14 protein-coding genes are annotated in these 17,589 nt (G+C 59.2%); 8 read left to right on the plus strand and 6 right to left on the minus strand.

The window, feature by feature from the left end; all coding sequences use genetic code 11:
- The first annotated feature begins 19 nt into the window (after positions 1-19).
- From fapD to fapF, 3 genes are read left to right on the plus strand one after another with little or no spacing between them, the layout of a single operon-like run.
- Complete coding sequence (gene fapD, locus AC1RBR_RS14265) at positions 20-700, plus strand: fibril amyloid maturation endopeptidase FapD (RefSeq protein WP_095136083.1); 681 nt, start codon at positions 20-22, stop codon at positions 698-700.
- 45 nt (positions 701-745) lie between these two features.
- On the plus strand, positions 746-1,492 hold the full coding sequence (gene fapE, locus AC1RBR_RS14270) for a fibril amyloid subunit FapE (RefSeq protein ID WP_095136085.1): 747 nt from the start codon (positions 746-748) through the stop codon (positions 1,490-1,492).
- Between the two features lie 45 nt (positions 1,493-1,537).
- On the plus strand, positions 1,538-2,845 hold the full coding sequence (gene fapF / locus AC1RBR_RS14275) for a fibril amyloid transporter FapF (protein ID WP_095136087.1): 1,308 nt from the start codon (positions 1,538-1,540) through the stop codon (positions 2,843-2,845).
- 86 nt (positions 2,846-2,931) lie between these two features.
- On the opposite strand, the gene AC1RBR_RS14280 is transcribed toward fapF, so the two are convergent.
- Complete coding sequence (locus AC1RBR_RS14280; RefSeq protein WP_095136089.1) at positions 2,932-4,257, minus strand: sigma-54 dependent transcriptional regulator; 1,326 nt, start codon at positions 4,255-4,257, stop codon at positions 2,932-2,934.
- A 345-nt stretch (positions 4,258-4,602) separates the two neighbouring features.
- Between AC1RBR_RS14280 and AC1RBR_RS14285 the strand changes: the two genes are divergently transcribed.
- The 3 genes from AC1RBR_RS14285 (at position 4,603) to nhaB (ending at position 7,997) form a co-directional block, all read left to right on the plus strand.
- Positions 4,603-4,869 carry a hypothetical protein gene (locus AC1RBR_RS14285; protein ID WP_115984791.1) on the plus strand — a complete coding sequence of 89 codons (267 nt, stop codon included), beginning with the start codon at positions 4,603-4,605 and terminating at the stop codon, positions 4,867-4,869.
- Between the two features lie 271 nt (positions 4,870-5,140).
- The gene (locus tag AC1RBR_RS14290; protein WP_492565087.1) at positions 5,141-6,427 is read left to right on the plus strand and encodes a hypothetical protein; all 1,287 of its coding nucleotides are present in this window, start codon (positions 5,141-5,143) and stop codon (positions 6,425-6,427) included.
- A 67-nt stretch (positions 6,428-6,494) separates the two neighbouring features.
- Positions 6,495-7,997: a sodium/proton antiporter NhaB gene (gene nhaB / locus AC1RBR_RS14295; protein ID WP_492565089.1), complete on the plus strand. Its 1,503-nt coding sequence runs from the start codon at positions 6,495-6,497 to the stop codon at positions 7,995-7,997.
- Positions 7,998-8,182: 185 nt separating this feature from the next.
- Here nhaB and AC1RBR_RS14300 read toward each other — a convergent pair whose 3' ends face one another.
- The 4 genes from AC1RBR_RS14300 to gnd form a co-directional block, all read right to left on the minus strand.
- Positions 8,183-9,100, minus strand: a complete 918-nt coding sequence (locus tag AC1RBR_RS14300) for an IS110 family RNA-guided transposase (protein ID WP_480403306.1) — start codon at positions 9,098-9,100, stop codon at positions 8,183-8,185.
- 1,396 nt (positions 9,101-10,496) lie between these two features.
- Entirely contained in the window at positions 10,497-11,306 is an 810-nt protein-coding gene (locus AC1RBR_RS14305; protein WP_492565090.1) for an HAD family hydrolase, read from the minus strand.
- Positions 11,303-12,826 carry a glucose-6-phosphate dehydrogenase gene (gene zwf, locus AC1RBR_RS14310; protein ID WP_095136099.1) on the minus strand — a complete coding sequence of 508 codons (1,524 nt, stop codon included), beginning with the start codon at positions 12,824-12,826 and terminating at the stop codon, positions 11,303-11,305. The genes AC1RBR_RS14305 and zwf overlap by 4 nt, the downstream gene beginning before the upstream one ends.
- Entirely contained in the window at positions 12,823-13,827 is a 1,005-nt protein-coding gene (gene gnd / locus AC1RBR_RS14315) for a phosphogluconate dehydrogenase (NAD(+)-dependent, decarboxylating) (protein ID WP_492567240.1), read from the minus strand. Before gnd ends, zwf begins: the two co-directional genes overlap by 4 nt.
- A gap of 250 nt (positions 13,828-14,077) precedes the next feature.
- On the opposite strand from gnd, the gene AC1RBR_RS14320 reads away from it, so the two are divergent.
- Together AC1RBR_RS14320 and AC1RBR_RS14325 are read left to right on the plus strand one after the other, a co-directional pair.
- Entirely contained in the window at positions 14,078-14,260 is a 183-nt protein-coding gene (locus AC1RBR_RS14320) for a DUF6026 family protein (RefSeq protein WP_007964649.1), read from the plus strand.
- Positions 14,261-14,459: 199 nt separating this feature from the next.
- Positions 14,460-16,208, plus strand: coding sequence for a phosphoethanolamine transferase CptA (locus tag AC1RBR_RS14325; protein WP_492565093.1), 1,749 nt, complete (start codon positions 14,460-14,462; stop codon positions 16,206-16,208).
- Between the two features lie 343 nt (positions 16,209-16,551).
- Here AC1RBR_RS14325 and galU read toward each other — a convergent pair whose 3' ends face one another.
- On the minus strand, positions 16,552-17,391 hold the full coding sequence (galU, locus tag AC1RBR_RS14330; protein WP_007912230.1) for a UTP--glucose-1-phosphate uridylyltransferase GalU: 840 nt from the start codon (positions 17,389-17,391) through the stop codon (positions 16,552-16,554).
- Positions 17,392-17,589 lie beyond the last annotated feature (198 nt).

Below are 17,589 nucleotides of genomic sequence, written 5' to 3' on the forward strand. Positions count from 1 at the left end.
CCGCAAAGGCGTATCGATCATGCGTAAGACTGCCCTTCTCGCTCTGCTTTGCCTGTCCGGCCTGACCCAGGCTGCCCAGATGCCTATCGCTGCCCTGCCCGGCGGCGTGCTCGTCTACAAGGACGTGCAAAGCATTCGTGAACGCAAGTTTGCCGACATCGTCGAACAGAAAACCGATTTCAGTTGCGGCGCCGCCGCACTGGCCACGGTATTGCGCCAGGCCTATTGGCTCGACGTCGATGAGGAGCACATCATCAAAGGCATGCTGGTCAACGCTGACCAGGACCTTGTTCGTACTCAAGGGTTTTCCATGCTGGACATGAAGCGCTACGTAGAAAGCATCGGCATGCGCGCCAGGGGTTACAAGATTCCGCCGGAGAAGCTCGAAGCAGTCACGATCCCGGTGGTGGTACTGTTGGAAATTCGCGGCTACAAGCATTTCGTGGTGCTGCAGCGTTCGGACAAGAATTGGGTTTACATCGGAGATCCGGTTCTAGGTCACAAACGCTACACCCATGATGACTTTGTCAAAGGCTGGAACGGCATTGTCTTCGCCATCGTCGGCCCCGGATACGACAAAACCAATGCATTACGCAGTCCTCCGACCCCGCTGACCGCCAAGAACAAGCTCGATTCTTTCAACCCTGTCAAAGATGCTGAATTGATGGACTTCGGGTTCATACAGAGCGACTTCTTTTAATCGCCGATTATAAAGAAATGGGGCTGGATGTCCCGGGAGCAGCAGATGAAAACCTCATACTGGCTGGCCGCCGCCTGCCTGGCAGCAAGCGCGTCAGGCTATGCCAATGCAGGATTCAAACCCATCGAAATCAAGGACCAGGAGCTCGCCGAGCTACGTGGTCGTTACGTCATGCCGGGGCGGATCATCAGCTTCGGCATTGTCATGAGCAGTACCTGGCGCAACGCCAGCGGTGATCTGATCGGCGCTGCGACGTCGATGCAAATCCAGGCCGCCACCATCAAACCGGAATTTTATGTCTCGACCATCAAGGAACAGGGCAACGGCAGCACCCCGACTCCGGGCACTGGCAATGTCATTGGTGGTGCGGCACTCAACAGCAGCCAGGGCGTGACCCAAAGCGTACGCGCCGCCGGCGACGGCAACACCGCCAGCAACAACGTGGCGATCAACGTCAAAGAAGCCAACACCCCTCCGCCACTGGCCCCCGCACAAGGCCAGGCGCTGATGTCCGGGCAGACCATCGGTGCCAGCAATGCCGCCGGCAGCGTCGCCGTTTCGGCCAGCAGCGGTGGTGTGCAAATGGCGATTCAGGCTTCGGGCAATCAGGGCACCGCCCTGCAACAAGTCGCCCAGGGTGGCCTGCTGCAGAACACTCGCCTGCTGGGCAGCGCCAACGTGGTCAACAACATGACCCAACTCAATGTTGTGCTTAACAATAACGGCATCAGCCCCGGCGCACTGGACTGCAACCTGACTCAACTCAGGGCACTACGCAATATCGGATATTGAACTACGCTGAGTCTCGATCATTGGGCTTAAAGGGACGGCTTATTCATGTATCGATCAGTATCACTGCGCGCCGCTGTATGTTTGAGTACCCTTCTACCCGCGGCGATGCTGCAAGCAGCTCCCGACGCAGATGTGGAGACCCTGAAACAGGAACTTCTGGAGCTGAAGCAACGATACGAAGTACAACAAAAGGCCCTGGCGGTGCTCGAACAACGGGTCCGTCAGGTCGAGGACCAACCGGCAGCCCCGCAACCCAAACGCCTGGCCAAATCGCCATCCGACATGAAAGGCAATCCAAAAGTCGCGACCGGGACTGGTGCCGCAGCAGCGTCGGGGGGCGCGGCCGGGGGCAGTGGCGCTTCTTACGGCCAGTCGCTGGCCGACGACTCGCAACCGGCACAGAGTGTGTCCAACCTCTACGACGAAGCCAGCGGCTTTTTCGGCGGCGGTAAATTCAGCTTTGAAACCGGTGTGACCTACTCGCGTTACGACACCCGGCAGTTGATTCTCAACGGTTTCCTGGCGCTGGACTCGATCTTTCTCGGCAACATCAACCTCGACCGGATCAAGGCCGACACCTGGACGCTGGACCTGACCGGCCGTTACAACTTCGACAACCGCTGGCAGTTCGACGTCAACGTACCGGTGGTATACCGCGAATCGACCTACCAGTCCGGTGGCGGCAACGGTGGTGCGTCCAACGTCACGACGGAACAGGATGTTTCGCGTGATCCAACCATCGGCGACGTCAACTTTGGCATCGCCTACAAGTTCCTCGACGAGTCGGTCAACACGCCGGACGCCGTGGTCACCCTGCGAGTCAAGGCACCTACCGGCAAGGACCCGTTCGGGATCAAGCTGCGTCAGACCGACGCCAACTCCAACCTGTTCGTACCTGACACGCTGCCAACCGGTAACGGTGTCTGGTCGATCACCCCCGGGATTTCGCTGGTCAAGACGTTCGACCCGGCAGTGCTGTTCGGCAGCTTGTCCTACACCCACAACCTGGAGGAGTCGTTCGACGACATCAGCTCGACCGTCAACCAGAAAACCCCGGGCAAGGTGAAGATTGGCGACAGCTTCCAGATCGGCGCCGGTATCGCGTTTGCGCTGAACGAAAAGATGAGTATGTCGTTTTCGGTGTCTGACCTGGTGCAACGCAAGAGCAAGCTGAAACAGGACGGCGGCGATTGGGAGTCGGTGGTTTCCAGTGACGCTAACGCCGGTTATTTCAACGTCGGCATGACCATTGCCGCCACGGATAACCTGACCATCGTGCCCAACCTGTCGATCGGCATGACCGACGATGCTCCGGACTTTTCCTTCAGCCTGAAATTCCCGTACTACTTCTAAAGCACAAGATCGCAGCCTGCGGCAGCTCCTGCAGAGTTAATCTCTGTAGGAGTTGCCGCAGGCTGCAATCGTTGGGTCTTTGGTTTCTAGCGAATCTGATGTTTATGCAGCAGGCGATAAAACGTCGGCCGCGACACCCCCAGTACTTTCGCCGCAACACTGAGGTTGTCGCTGTGCCGGTTCAACACATCGCACAAGGCCTGGCGTTCGGCCCGGGTCTTGTAGTCCTCCAGCGTGCCCATCGGCGTGTTGATCGAATGCTGGCTGATCAAGCCCAGGTCACGGGCCTCGATCTGCCGGCCCTCGGCCAGCACCAACCCCCGTCGCACGCGGTTGGCCAGTTCCCGTACATTACCGGGCCAATCGTGTTTGCCCATGGCAATCAACGCATCCTCACTGAAGCTGCGCGGGCGGCGGCCGGTTTCATGGCTGTAGAAGTGCGAGAAATGGTTGGCCAGCATCGACAGATCACCGTGACGCTCGCGTAATGGCGCAGTCACCACTTGCAGCACATTGAGACGGTAATACAAGTCTTCGCGAAAGCGTTTTTTCTCGATGGCGGCTTCGAGGTCGACGTGGGTGGCCGCGAGGACGCGCACATCCACCGGAATCGGCTGGCTGCCACCGACGCGCTCAATGTGTTTCTCCTGCAGGAAACGCAGCAGATTGGCCTGCAGTTCCAGCGGCAAATCGCCGATTTCATCGAGAAACAACGTGCCACCGTTGGCCGCTTCGATGCGCCCGACCTTGCGCTGATGAGCACCGGTGAACGCGCCTTTTTCGTGCCCGAACAGTTCGGACTGAATCAAGTGTTCGGGAATCGCCCCGCAGTTGATCGCCACGAAAGGCTTGTTGTGGCGCTGGGACTGGCGGTGCAGCGTGCGCGCGACCAGTTCTTTACCGGTGCCGCTTTCACCGCGGATCAGTACCGGGGACTCGGTCGGCGCCAGTTTGCTCAATAATTTGCGCAGTTCGCGGATCGGCTTGCTGTCGCCGAGCAACTCATGCTCCGGCTGATCAACATGAATCGTGCCTTGCCCCCTCAAACGCGCCATGCCGAACGCACGCCCAAGGGTCACCTGGACCCGCGAGACATCGAACGGCAAGGTGTGGAAATCGAAAAACCATTCGCAGACAAAGTCACCGACGTTCTGCAACCGCAGGACTTCCTGGTTCAACACGGCGATCCACTCGGTGCCGCTGCGGCTGATCAATTCCTTGACCGCTTCAGGGCGTTCAAGGTGAAAAGGCTGCAGGCGTAACAGCCCGACATCGCATGTCCGATCGGCGGCATTTTCCAGGCTACAACTGTCGACATCCCACCCAACCGCGCGCAAACCAGGTAATAACCGGTGACAGTCGTCGCACGGGTCGACCACCAATAAACGTCGTAACGCAGGCGCTTCGATCATGACTGTTCCTTGGCGCCAAATTTAGGGAAATTATTGTAAAAACAGTCATTTGGCAGACCCGACTGTAACACTAGCAAGAAATTGACAGCTCCTTGTATCGATTGCTTATAGATGTACAAGCTAACGAGTTATAAGAAACGAGGTTATTAGTTAGCTATCGAGTTTGAATCTTTCGCCCAGCTTTCAAAAACTGGCGAAAAGTCGAGCAGCGGCAATAAAGTTGAAATTTCTTTGTGTCGTGTGTGACCCGCCACGGGGTTGCGTGCATCAGTACAAGTAACCAGCCGAACGGTAAGCCCAACCGACGGCACATCATTTGATTGGGCACGACAGAGAGACGACCCCATGACCGCCCCGCTCCGTATCAACGAAGCTCTTCTGATTGCCAACCACGCATTCAAACCCTTCCAGTGCGTGGCCTGGGCCCCACAAGACGGCAACGGCGAACTGAACCTGACCGTCATCGACCGTACCAACTCGCACATCGGTCGCAAGCAGATTCCAAGCAGCGCCTATTCCGATCCGGCGCAACTGGAACTGCTGTTGCAACAGGCCCGTGCCGAATTGAGCAAAGAGGGGCATCAACTGCAATCGTGGTCGATGCCACATTGATCAGAGGCTGACGCGGATGACTTTAACGTCATCCGCCCTGTTCTTTGTTAGTTGTCCGCTATCTTCAATACCTCTGTACAACTTTTTTCAACCTGTCAGACGCCACTGCTTGGCAGGCTTTCATTTGGTTCAAAAAGACACTGTTATGGCACAGTGCGACCCTCCACCTGTTAGTTCTGTCAGTTGAACTTGCGTGTATTCAGGGATTGAATGTTCCGCTCATGCAGTTACCGCCCATTCGGGCCTGGTCAACTTGCAAGGAGAGGCATGCATGTCACCCGAGAACGCCTTCGCGCGCCCGGCACTACTCAACAGTTCCGGGCAACTCGACAAACAATTTGCCAGCACTGGCGTTGCCCAAGTGTATTTCGCCGGCAGTGTTTCCAGCATGACCCAGGGTATTGCGCTGGATCGACAGGGGCGCGTGCTGGTCGCCGCCAAAGTCGGCACTGCGCAAGGCAGTCGGTTTGGTCTGGCACGCCTCTTCGCAGACGGTTCGGCCGACCTCGCGTTCGGCCAGCAAGGCAGTGTGATTGGCGAGTTCGAATGCGGTTTTGAGGCCACAGGTGGCAAGGTTCAGGTGTTGCCCGACGGACGAATCCTGCTGGCCGGGCTGCATTATCAAAACACCCATCGCACCCTGCCTGCGCTGGCCCTGTTCAGCGCTGACGGAATCCCCAACCCGGACTTTGGTAAAAATGGCTGCAAAGTGGTACGCCTGCCCGGCGACCTGTCCGTCGGCTCCCGCGATTGCTGGCTGCCACCCGGCGTACCGGGGGCTGAAGCCTGTGACATCGCCGTGCAGGATGACGGGCGTATTCTGCTGATCGCCAATCACCACTTCGAACTCGCCGACCATGCCGGAATGATTCGCTTGATGCCTAACGGCGAGCTCGATGAAAGCTTCAATGGGCGCGGTTTCGTGATGATTCGACATTTGCTGCTCAACACGTGGCTCAGCAGCCTCGTATTGCAAGAGGACGGGCGGATCCTCGTCGCCGGCTCGATTGATTTTCCCCAAGAGGGTCTGGTGGCGCGCTATCTGCCTGACGGGCGTCTTGATGAACGCTTCGCGGTGGATGGCTTCCTGGCTTTCAAAGCCAACGGCAAAAGCGCGATGGTCAGCCAGGTCATCGAGTCGAAGGAACATCTGCACTGCTTTGGCAGCAGTCGCGATCCGATCCGCTGCCTGGCGCTGAGCCTGCACCCTAACGGCCGCCCGGACTGGCGCAACGACACTGGCCACCCGCATCTGCTGGAAATCGGCCCCAGTGGTTGCCAGTGGAGCGCCGCGCAACGCATGGCGGATGGTCGGATCATGGCGGTGGGTGCAACGATCGGCGGCGTCGAGGCTGACTTCATCGTGGCACGCTACAAAGCTGACGGCCATCTCGATCGAAGCTTCGGCAACGGCCACGGCTGGTTACGCACGCGCCTGGGCCGCAGCCTGGACACGGCCAACTCTCTCGCGATCCAGGCAGACCGGAAAATTCTTGTCGGCGGCTACTCGCTCGACGGCAACTACCGCGCCATGGTCGCGCGTTATCTGAATCAATAATTTCCCGGACTTGAACTTGCCAGACACATGCGGCAACTTGCGCGCTTCTTAATACAAGGAGCAACCGATGTCCGGTTCACTGGTACAGGCGTTCGCGCATAACTTCCTCGGGCATTCGCCTCGCTGGTACAAGGCGTGCATCGTCGGGTTCCTGATCCTCAACGCGGTGGTGCTGTTCACTGTCGGCCCGGTCGCCGCCGGCTGGCTGCTGGTGATCGAATTCATCTTCACCCTGGCCATGGCCCTCAAGTGCTATCCATTGATGCCCGGTGGCTTGTTGCTGATCGAGGCCCTGCTGCTGAAGATGACCACGCCGCAGGCGCTGTACGACGAATTGGTGCACAACTTCCCGGTGATCCTGCTGCTGATGTTCATGGTCGCCGGCATCTACTTCATGAAGGATCTGCTGCTGTTTCTGTTCTCACGGTTGCTGCTGGGCGTGCGCTCCAAGGCGTTGTTGGCGCTGATGTTCTGCTTTCTTTCGGCTTTTCTGTCGGCGTTTCTCGACGCCTTGACCGTCACTGCGGTGATCATCAGCGCGGCGGTCGGTTTCTATTCGGTCTACCACCGTGTGGCCTCGGGCAATGATCCGCGTCAGGACAGCGAATTCAGCGACGACCGTCATCTGCCAGCCTTGCACCACGAAGACCTGGAGCAATTCCGCGCGTTCCTGCGCAGCCTGCTGATGCACGGCGCGGTCGGCACCGCACTCGGCGGGGTCTGCACCCTGGTGGGCGAGCCGCAGAACCTGCTGATCGGTCATGAGATGGGCTGGCACTTCGCAGAGTTCTTCCAGAAAGTCGCGCCGGTTTCGCTGCCGGTACTGGCGGCGGGTCTGGTGACCTGCGTACTACTGGAAAAATTGCGCTGGTTTGGCTACGGCACCCTGCTGCCGGACAACGTGCGTGCCGTGCTGGCCAATTACGCTGCCGAAGACAACGCCGAACGCACCCCGCGCCAGCGTGCTGCCCTGCTGGTGCAAGGTGCTGCTGCGTTGATTCTGATTGGCTGCCTGGCGTTTCATGTTGCCGAAGTCGGCTTGATCGGCCTGATGGTGATCGTGCTGATCACCGCATTTACCGGCATCACCGACGAGCATCGTCTGGGCAGCGCGTTCAAGGACGCCATGCCGTTCACCGCATTGCTGGTGGTGTTCTTCGCCGTGGTCGCGGTGATTCACGATCAAAAACTGTTCGCCCCACTGATCCAGTGGGTGCTGGCGCTGCCGGCGGAGCAACAACCGGGCATGCTGTTCATTGCCAACGGCCTGCTCTCGGCGATCAGCGATAACGTGTTCGTCGCCACGATCTACATCACCGAAGTGAAACAGGCCTTCCTGTCCGGGCACATGAGCCGCGAACACTTCGAGACTTTGGCGATTGCGATCAACACCGGTACCAATCTGCCAAGCGTGGCGACGCCCAATGGTCAGGCGGCGTTCCTGTTCCTGCTGACCTCGGCGATTGCGCCGCTGGTACGCCTGTCGTACGGGCGGATGGTATGGATGGCGCTGCCGTACACCGTGGTGATGGGATTGCTGGGCTGGTACGCGGTGAGTTACTGGCTCTGACAACACGCGATTAAAACCGTGGGAGCGGGCTTGCTCGCGAAGAGGCCGGGTCAGGCACTTGATGTGTTGGCTGACACTCCGCATTCGCGAGCAAGCCCGCTCCCACATTGCCAGGGCGGTGAGCCAATGACTCTGACAACACGCGATGAAAACTGTGGGAGCAACTGTCTTACTGCGACCGTTCGTCACCGCCACTCTGTGCCGTCTCGCAGCATGGCATTCAATCTGATCAGCAGTATTCGCATGCAGGCGATGAGCGCGACTTTCGCGCTCTTGCCTCGTTCTCTTAGTGATTCATAGCGGGCCTTGAAATCGGCTTGATGGCGGATAACGACCCAGCACGACATGTAAAGCGCACGTCTGACGCGTGCTCTCCCTCCGTAAATCTGACGTTTCCCGCTGTGATTACCGCTGTCGTCGTTATAGGGGGCGATTCCCGCCAAGGCGGCGATCTCCCTGCGATCCAGCTCGCCGAGTTCGGGTAGATAAACCATCAAGCTGGCGGTCGCCACAGTGCCGATGCCTTTGACGGAGATAAGCCGATCGGCTTTTTCCGCATCCAGCTCACGCATGCTTCGATCAATGGCTTTGCCAAACTGTTTGATCTGAGTCTGCAGGTAGCGAATATGATCCTTGATCGCCTCTATGGCCGCGGGCAACTGGGCCTGTTGCAGCCGGCGCTTGTTGTCATCACGCTGCTGGACGAAGTGCTCGCGTAATTGAATCAACTCGCGCAGGGCTTCACGCTCAGGCGAGATGGGCTTTTCGCGAGACGCATGCAACGCTTCGGCAAAGTCGGCGAGAACCGCCGCGTCGATGGGATCGGTTTTGGCGTTCTTGCCCATTGCTACGGCAAAGGCTCTGGCCCGGCGAGGATTGATCCTCAACACGCTGAAACTTGCCTGCTGCAATGCCGCCATGACCTTGCGTTCATAGCCGCCTGTGGCTTCCAGCAATACACGGCCAACCGTGTACTGAGCTAAACGTGCGATCAGCACATCAAAGCCTTCAACCGTATTGGGAACTTCAAAGCCGTCTTTCTGTGGTTGAACCCAGACGACGAGATTGGATTTGGAGATATCGATGCCGACCCAGGAAATCATGGCAAAACCCTCTTACACTCAGAAGTGAGAGTGCTCTGGCTTTGCCCACGCTTGTGATTCGAGTGGCGCTCGTCCAACTGTCCGGGCTTAGGGGCCAGAGTAGAAAGGTGGATGGCAGCTTTGCTCCCACTCGTGCTTTAAGCACCGCGGACTCACAGCTTGCCATCCACCCCTCTCACCCCAGAGTTTATCCCCTTACTCAGACACAAGCGGGCTTGCTCGCGAAGAGGCCGGGTCAGGCACTTGATGTGTTGGCTGACACTCCGCATTCGCGAGCAAGCCCGCTCCCACATTGCCAGGGCGGTGAGCCAATGACTCTGACAACACTCGATTAAAACCGTGGGAGCGGGCTTGCTCGCGAAGAGGCGTTTCAGGCACTTGATGTGTTGACTGACACTCCGCATTCGCGAGCAAGCCCGCTCCCACATTGCCAGGGCGGTGAGCCAATGACTCTGACAGCACGCGATTAAAACTGTGGGAGCGGGCTTGCTCGCGGAGAGGCCGGGTCAGGCACTTGATGTGTTGACTGACACTCCGCATTCGCGAGCAAGCCCGCTCCCACATTGCCAGGGCGGTGAGCCAATGACTCTGACAGCACGCGATTAAAACTGTGGGAGCGGGCTTGCTCGCGAAGAGGCCGGGTCAGGCACTTGATGTGTTGGCTGACACTCCGCATTCGCGAGCAAGCCCGCTCCCACGTTGCCAGGGCGGTGAGCCAATGACTCTGACAGCACGCGATTAAAACCGTGGGAGCGGGCTTGCTCGCGAAGAGGCCGGGTCAGGCACTTGATGTGTTGGCTGACACTCCGCATTCGCGAGCAAGCCCGCTCCCACGTTGCCAGGGCGGTGAGCCAATGACTCTGACAGCACGCGATTAAAACTGTGGGAGCGGGCTTGCTCGCGAAGAGGCAGTGTCAGGCACTTGATGTGTTGGCTGACACTCCGCATTCGCGAGCAAGCCCACGCCCACATTGCCAGGGCGGTGAGCCAATGACTCTGACAACACGCGATTAAAACCGTGGGAGCGGGCTTGCTCGCGAAGAGGCCGGGTCAGGCACTTGAAGTGTTGGCTGACACTCCGCATTCGCGAGCAAGCCCACGCCCACATTGCCAGGGCGGTGAGCCAATGACTCTGACAACACGCGATTAAAACCGTGGGAGCGGGCTTGCTCGCGAAGAGGCCGGGTCAGGCACTTGAAGTGTTGGCTGACACTCCGCATTCGCGAGCAAGCCCGCGCCCACATTGCCAGGGCGGTGAGCCAATGACTCTGACAACACTCGATTAAAACCGTGGGAGCGGGCTTGCTCGCGAAGAGGCCGGGTCAGGCACTTGATGTGTTGGCTGACACTCCGCATTCGCGAGCAAGCCCGCTCCCACAGTTTGTTTCCGGGTGAATCAGCGACCGAGGATGTACTTCTCGATCGCCTGCGCCACACCGTCTTCAGTGTTCGGCGCTGTCACCACATCGGCTTGGCGCTTCACCGCCTCTTCCGCCTGCCCCATGGCAATCGACAGTCCCGCGCAATGGAACATCGCCGGGTCGTTGCCGCCATCGCCAATCGCTGCGGTCTGCGCCAGCGGGATATCAAGGTGCGCGGCAATGGTTGCCAGCGCGGTGCCCTTATTGGCTTCGAGCGCTGTTACATCGAGATAAACCGGTTGCGAACGCGAAACCTGAGCCATGCCGCTGACCTTGGCTAACAGGCGCGCCTCAAGCTCGATCAGCAAATCGGTGTTGTTACTGGTGGCGACGATCTTGTCGATGCGCTCCAGGTACGGTTCGAAACTCTCGACCACCACCGGCGGATAACCGAGACCGTGCTGTTCGCGCGGCACCATCGGCCCGTGGGGGTCCTTGAGCAACCAGTCGCCACCGCTGAACACCCAGATCTCCACATCCGGCTGGTCAGCGAACAACGCCAGAGCGATCAGCGCGGTCGGCACCGGCAGGTAATGCGCCACCAGCAGACTGCCATCCGAATTGACGATGGTGCCGCCATTGAAGGCGGCGGTCGGCAGATCGACGCCCAGGGCTTCGATCTGCTGCAACATGGCTTTGGGCGGGCGTCCGGTCGCCAGACTGAACAACACGCCGGCCTCGCGCAGCGAACGAACGGCGTCGATGGTGCGTTGGCTCAGGCTGTGATCGGGCAGCAACAGCGTGCCGTCCATGTCACTCAGTAAAAAGCGGATCGATTCACTCATCCCAGACCGTGCCAGACGCGACCATCGCGAGTCAGCAGATCATTGGCGGCTTGCGGGCCGTCTTCTCCGGCAGCGTAGGTCTGCACACTTGCATCCTGTTGCCAGGCATCGAGAAACGGTTGCACCGCGCGCCAGCCGTTTTCGATGTTGTCGGCGCGCTGGAACAGCGTCTGGTCGCCGGTCAGGCAGTCGTAGATCAGCGTTTCGTAGCCGGTGGACGGCTGCATCTCGAAGAAATCCTTGTAGGCAAAACCCAGCTCGATGTTGGCCATGTTCAACGCCGGCCCCGGCCGTTTGGCCAGCAGGTCGAACCACATGCCTTCGTTGGGCTGGATCTGGATACGCAGGTAAGTCGGCTGCAACTCATCGACTTCGGTATCCCGGAACTGCGCGTACGGCGCCGGTTTGAAGCAGATGACGATCTCGGTGTCGCGCACGCTCATGCGCTTGCCGGTGCGCAGGTAGAACGGCACGCCGACCCAGCGCCAGTTGTCGATCATCACCTTCAGCGCGACGTAGGTTTCAGTGTTGCTGTCAGGCGATACGTTGGCCTCCTGGCGATAGCCATTCAACGCTTTCCCATCGACCTCGCCGGCGCTGTACTGACCGCGTACCGAATTGGCTCGCGCCTCTTCAACGCTCCATGGGCGGATCGCGCCGACCACTTTGGCCTTCTCGCCGCGCACGGCGTCAGCGCCAAACGCGGCCGGCGGTTCCATGGCGACCATCGCCAGCAACTGGAACAGGTGATTGGGCACCATGTCACGCAGCGCACCGGTGTGCTCGTAAAAACTGCCACGGGTTTCGACGCCGACGGTTTCGGCGGCGGTGATTTGCACGTGGTCGATGTAATGGTTGTTCCAGAATGCTTCGAACAGGCTGTTGGAAAACCGGCTGACCAGAATGTTCTGCACGGTTTCCTTGCCCAGGTAATGGTCGATCCGATAGATCTGTTTCTCCGACATGACCTTGAGCAGACAGGCGTTCAACGCTTCGGCGGTTTGCAGATCGGAGCCGAACGGCTTTTCGATCACCACCCTTCTGAACGCTTCCGGGGTTTCCTCCAGCAGTTTGGCCGAGCCGAGTCGGCGCACCACTTCACTGAAGAAACGCGGCGCGGTGGCCAGATAGAACACCGCATTGCCGGTGCCGCTGTCGGCGATTTTCGCCGCCAGCGCGGAATAAGTGCTGTCGTCCAGGAAGTCGCCCTGGACGTAGCTGATACCTTTGGCGAGCTTGGCCCACAAGGCCGGATCAAGCATCTGATCGCCCTTGCCGACTTTCGCCGCCACTTCGGTACGGATGAAGTCTTCGAGTTTTTGCGCGAAGGCCTCATCGGTAATGGCGTTGTGATCAACGCCGACGATCCGCAGATTCTCGTCAAGCAAGCCGTCGCGACTGAGGTTGTACAGCGCCGGCATCAGCAAGCGCTTGACCAGGTCGCCGTGGGCACCGAACAGAAACAGCGTGGTCGGTGGTGCGGGTTCTGCCTTGGACTTTCTGCGGATCGTATGGGTCATTTCTTCGGTGTCTCCACGTGGCCGCCGAAGCCGAAGCGCTGGGCCGAAAGAATCTTGTCGCCAAAAGTGCCCTGACCGCGCGAGCGGTAGCGCGAGAACAGCGAGTTCGACAGCACCGGAACCGGCACCGCCTGCTCCATGGCCGCTTCGATGGTCCATTGACCTTCGCCGCTGTCGGCAACAGAGCCGGAGAAGCCGTCGAGTTTCGGATCGCTGGCCAGCGCGTCGGCGGTCAGGTCGAGCAGCCAGGACGACACCACGCTGCCACGCCGCCACACTTCAGCGATGTCAGCTACGTTGAGGTCGAAACGCTGATCTTCCGGCAGGCGCTCGCTGGACTTGGTCTTGAGGATGTCGAAGCCTTCTGCGAAGGCGGCCATCATGCCGTATTCGATGCCGTTGTGAATCATCTTCACGAAGTGCCCGGCACCGGCAGGACCGGCGTGAATGTAGCCGTGCTCGGCGCGGTGATCCTCGGACTTGCGATCCTTGGTGCGCGGAATGTCACCCATGCCCGGCGCCAGAGCGGCGAACAGCGGGTCCAGACGGTTCACCGTCTCGGCGTCGCCGCCGATCATCATGCAATAGCCGCGTTCCAGGCCCCAGACGCCGCCGGAGGTGCCGACGTCGATGTAATGCAGGCCCTTCTCGGCCAGGGTTTTCGCCCGGCGAATGTCATCCTTATAGTTGGTGTTGCCGCCGTCGATGATGGTGTCACCGGCTTCCAGCAAGTCGCTCAAAGCGTTGATGGTGTCTTCGGTCGGCGCGCCGGCCGGCAGCATGACCCATACGGCACGTGGCTTGGCCAGGCCTGCCACCAGGGCTGGAAGGTCGGCAACGCCCGTGGCGCCCTCGGCGGCCAGGGTGTCGACAAAGGCGGTATTGCGGTCGTAAACAACGGTGGTGTGACCGTTGAGCATCAGACGTCGCGCAATATTGCCGCCCATGCGGCCCAGTCCAATAATCCCGAGTTGCATGTGCTGATGCTCCTTACTACAAATAAATGTGTGTCATTGGTTATAGCCCAACGCGACTGATGGAGGTTAGTCCAGAGCGTTGCGATGAAGTTTCCGGGCATTGTGCCCGATCCAGACTGATAACGCCCCGAATCCTGCCGAAGACACACCGACCATGAAAAATAAAAAAGTTCCATTCGCGGGCAAAAGAAATCAAAATTGGCGCCGATAGCAAGTCAGTAGCCCCGACGCGGGGACGATTTGCAGTTGAGACACGCCATTTGCGAGGTGAGCAATGGGCACAGTACACACAGCAATGCCGCCACAAACCCTGTACGTCACGATCCGTCGCGATGAACTGCGTCAGTTGAAAGACGAGCGCGACCAGTTGAAGCAGGAGCTGGCGCAGCTGCGCTCGCTGACCCAGGGCGCTCAGCCCAAACCTCTGCCGGTGGTCCAGCGCCATCCGCACGCCTGACCTGCCCCGCCAGCTTCGGGAACGGCGCCTGTCGTTCCCGACATGATGCTCCCCTGCCCCTGATCGGCAACTAACGAAGTTTTCACACTGCCTTGGTGATACTCCGGCGCATTCTGGCCGTGCGTTTGCGCGCGGCCTCCGTTCGTCGGTTTGATGTAGCACTCCGACGGTGGTTAGTGACGATGAGCTGGAGTGCTGAATGGCATTGTTCAAACGCAGCAAAACGACTGCGACAGGTTTCGACTGGGCCGGGGTTCTCTGGCTGTTCGCTTTCTTCTGGTATTTCTCGGGTATCACCCAACTGCTGATCCAGCTGACCGGCACCTCCGGTTTCAGCGGGTTCCGTCAGGCCTTCGTGATGAGTGCGCTGTGGCTCGCCCCGATGCTGGCGTTTCCCAAACGCACCAAACTGCTGGCCGCGCTGATCGGTGTCGTCCTCTGGGCCTGCTCGATGGCCAGCCTGGGTTATTTCTTCATCTATCAGCAGGAATTCTCGCAAAGCGTCATCTTCATCATGTTCGAGTCGAACATCTCTGAAGCCGGCGAGTACATGACCCAGTACTTTGCCTGGTGGATGGTCCCGGCGTTTCTCGCGCACACCGCGTTCGCCTACTTCCTGTGGACGCGCCTGCGCCCGGTGTACATGCCCCGTGGCCGCGCTTTCGCCGCAGCGATCGCGATCCTGATCGCCGTGGTCGGCTACCCGCTGATCAAGCAGACCCAGCGTACCGGCAGTTTCGCCGGCGGTTTCGAGAAGTTCGAAGACCGCATCGAGCCCGCCGTGCCTTGGCAGATGGCCGTGGCCTACCACCGTTACCTCGACACCCTGGCCGGTATGCAGGACATGCTGCACAGCGCGAGCAAGGTGCCGCCGCTGCATAACCTCAAGGTGGCCGACGCCGATAAACCTTCGACTCTGGTGCTGGTGATCGGCGAGTCGACCAACCGTCAGCGCATGAGCCTGTATGGCTACGGACGCAAAACCACGCCGGAACTGGACAAGCTCAAGGATCAGCTCGCGGTGTTCGACAACGTCATCACCCCGCGCCCGTACACCATCGAAGCGCTGCAGCAGGTGCTGACCTTCGCCGACGAAGAAAATCCGGACCTGTACCTGTCCACGCCGTCGTTGGTCAGCATGATGAAACAGGCCGGTTACAAGACGTTCTGGATCACCAACCAGCAGACCATGACCAAGCGCAACACCATGCTCACAACCTTCTCCGAACAGGCCGACGAGCAGGTGTACCTGAACAACAACCGCAACCAGAACGCCGCGCAGTACGACGGTGACGTGATCGAGCCGTTCAACAAGGCGCTGACCGACCCGGCGCAGCGCAAGCTGATCGTCGTGCACCTGCTCGGTACTCACATGAGCTACCAGTACCGCTATCCGCCGACCTTCGACAAGTTTCAGGACCGTAATGGCGTACCGGCCGGTGTGCGCGACGATCAGGTGCCGACCTACAACAGCTACGACAACGCCGTGCTGTACAACGATTTCGTGGTGTCGAGCCTGATCAAGGACTACGCCAAGTCCGATCCGAACGGTTTCCTGCTTTACCTCTCCGACCACGGTGAAGACGTGTTCGACTCCACCGGCCACAACACCCTGGGCCGTAACGAGAACAAACCGACCGCGCCGATGTACACCATTCCATTCATGGCCTGGGCTTCGCCGAAATGGCGCGAGAACCACGACTGGGACTTCGCCGCTGATCTGGGCCGGCCGTACAGCAGCTCGCACCTGATCCACACCTGGGCGGATATGGCCGGTTTGAGTTTCGATGAACTGGACCGCAGCAAGAGCCTGGTCAGCGACAGCTTCAAACCGCGTCCGCTGATGATCGGCAACCCGTACGAGCGCGAGCAGCGGGCATTGATCGACTTCAGCCTGATGAAGCCGAAGAAAGTCGACTCTGCCGCAACGAATGTCGTGCTGCAGTAACCGCATGGAAGGCGCCGGTCGCGACAGATCGCCATCGGCGTAACGCACAAATAAAAAGCTCCGTATCGCAAGATGCGGAGCTTTTTATTTGTGCGGGCGGACAGGTTGCCCGCTTGTGCGAGGCTCTGCTGTAACGGCTGAAGAGAATCGGGGCAGCCAGCATGCTCGAACGCACCCTCGCGCTTGAAAAAGCAGCGAGCGCGCTCAGAGCGCGTCAGTGAATCGCGGCGCTCGACTCAAGGTTTTTTCCAGCTCAAAAACAAACGCCCCGAACAGGTCGGGGCGTTTGTGGGTGCGTTCGCGCGGGTGCTTTCACACCCTTCGCGAGGCAGATCCGGCGCTATCAGTAAGCCTTGCCGGTCTTGTAGAAGTTCTCGAAGCAGAAGTTGGTGGCTTCGATGTAGCCTTCAGCGCCACCGCAGTCAAAACGCTTGCCTTTGAACTTATAGGCCATGACGCAGCCGTTCTGGGCCTGCTTCATCAGGGCGTCGGTGATCTGGATTTCACCGCCCTTGCCTGGCTCGGTCTGCTCGATCAGGTCGAAGATGTCCGGGGTCAGGATGTAACGACCGATGATCGCCAGGTTCGACGGCGCGTCTTCCGGCTTTGGCTTCTCGACCATGCTGTGTACGCGGTAGATGTCGTCGCGGATCATCTCGCCGGCGATCACGCCGTACTTGCTGGTTTCCTGTGGGTCGACTTCCTGAATCGCGATGATCGAGCAGCGGAACTGCTTGTACAGCTTGACCATCTGGGTCAGTACGCCGTCGCCTTCGAGGTTGACGCACAGGTCGTCCGCCAGCACCACGGCGAACGGTTCGTCACCGATCAGCGGGCGACCGGTGAGGATCGCGTGGCCCAGACCTTTCATTTCGGTCTGACGGGTGTAGGAGAACGAGCACTCGTCCAGCAGCTTGCGGATGCCGACCAGGTATTTTTCCTTGTCGGTGCCCTTGATCTGGTTTTCCAGCTCATAGCTGATGTCGAAGTGGTCTTCCAGCGCGCGCTTGCCACGACCGGTCACGATCGAGATTTCAGTCAAGCCAGCGTCCAAAGCTTCTTCAACGCCGTACTGGATCAGTGGCTTGTTTACCACCGGCAGCATTTCTTTGGGCATGGCTTTAGTCGCTGGCAGGAAGCGAGTACCGTAACCGGCTGCTGGGAACAAGCATTTCTTGATCATATAAGTCCTTGAAAGGGCTGTGTGTACGAGTTTCGGCGCAGTCTAATCAGGCGGCGTGCACCTTACAATGCCCCGCACTGGCTAACCGATGTCAACATAGAGAAATATTCTCGCCGATAGTTCCATTGGCGACTTCGACCCGCGAAAACAGAGTAGTTCAAACACGCAAATGCGCTGCATCACCATACGCTGATCGCC

Source organism: Pseudomonas sp. GW823-FHT01D03 (assembly GCF_058798255.1).

What these genes read in the sequence shown, in the direction of transcription:
- AC1RBR_RS14290 (WP_492565087.1), top strand. Translation starts at nt 5,141, where the DNA reads ATGTCACCCGAGAACGCCTTCGCGCGCCCGGCACTACTCAACAGTTCC.
- AC1RBR_RS14280 (WP_095136089.1), bottom strand. Translation starts at nt 4,257, where the DNA reads ATGATCGAAGCGCCTGCGTTACGACGTTTATTGGTGGTCGACCCGTGC.
- fapD (WP_095136083.1), top strand. Translation starts at nt 20, where the DNA reads ATGCGTAAGACTGCCCTTCTCGCTCTGCTTTGCCTGTCCGGCCTGACC.
- AC1RBR_RS14325 (WP_492565093.1), top strand. Translation starts at nt 14,460, where the DNA reads ATGGCATTGTTCAAACGCAGCAAAACGACTGCGACAGGTTTCGACTGG.
- AC1RBR_RS14300 (WP_480403306.1), bottom strand. Translation starts at nt 9,100, where the DNA reads ATGATTTCCTGGGTCGGCATCGATATCTCCAAATCCAATCTCGTCGTC.
- fapF (WP_095136087.1), top strand. Translation starts at nt 1,538, where the DNA reads ATGTATCGATCAGTATCACTGCGCGCCGCTGTATGTTTGAGTACCCTT.
- nhaB (WP_492565089.1), top strand. Translation starts at nt 6,495, where the DNA reads ATGTCCGGTTCACTGGTACAGGCGTTCGCGCATAACTTCCTCGGGCAT.
- fapE (WP_095136085.1), top strand. Translation starts at nt 746, where the DNA reads ATGAAAACCTCATACTGGCTGGCCGCCGCCTGCCTGGCAGCAAGCGCG.
- AC1RBR_RS14320 (WP_007964649.1), top strand. Translation starts at nt 14,078, where the DNA reads ATGGGCACAGTACACACAGCAATGCCGCCACAAACCCTGTACGTCACG.
- AC1RBR_RS14305 (WP_492565090.1), bottom strand. Translation starts at nt 11,306, where the DNA reads ATGAGTGAATCGATCCGCTTTTTACTGAGTGACATGGACGGCACGCTG.
- galU (WP_007912230.1), bottom strand. Translation starts at nt 17,391, where the DNA reads ATGATCAAGAAATGCTTGTTCCCAGCAGCCGGTTACGGTACTCGCTTC.
- AC1RBR_RS14285 (WP_115984791.1), top strand. Translation starts at nt 4,603, where the DNA reads ATGACCGCCCCGCTCCGTATCAACGAAGCTCTTCTGATTGCCAACCAC.
- zwf (WP_095136099.1), bottom strand. Translation starts at nt 12,826, where the DNA reads ATGACCCATACGATCCGCAGAAAGTCCAAGGCAGAACCCGCACCACCG.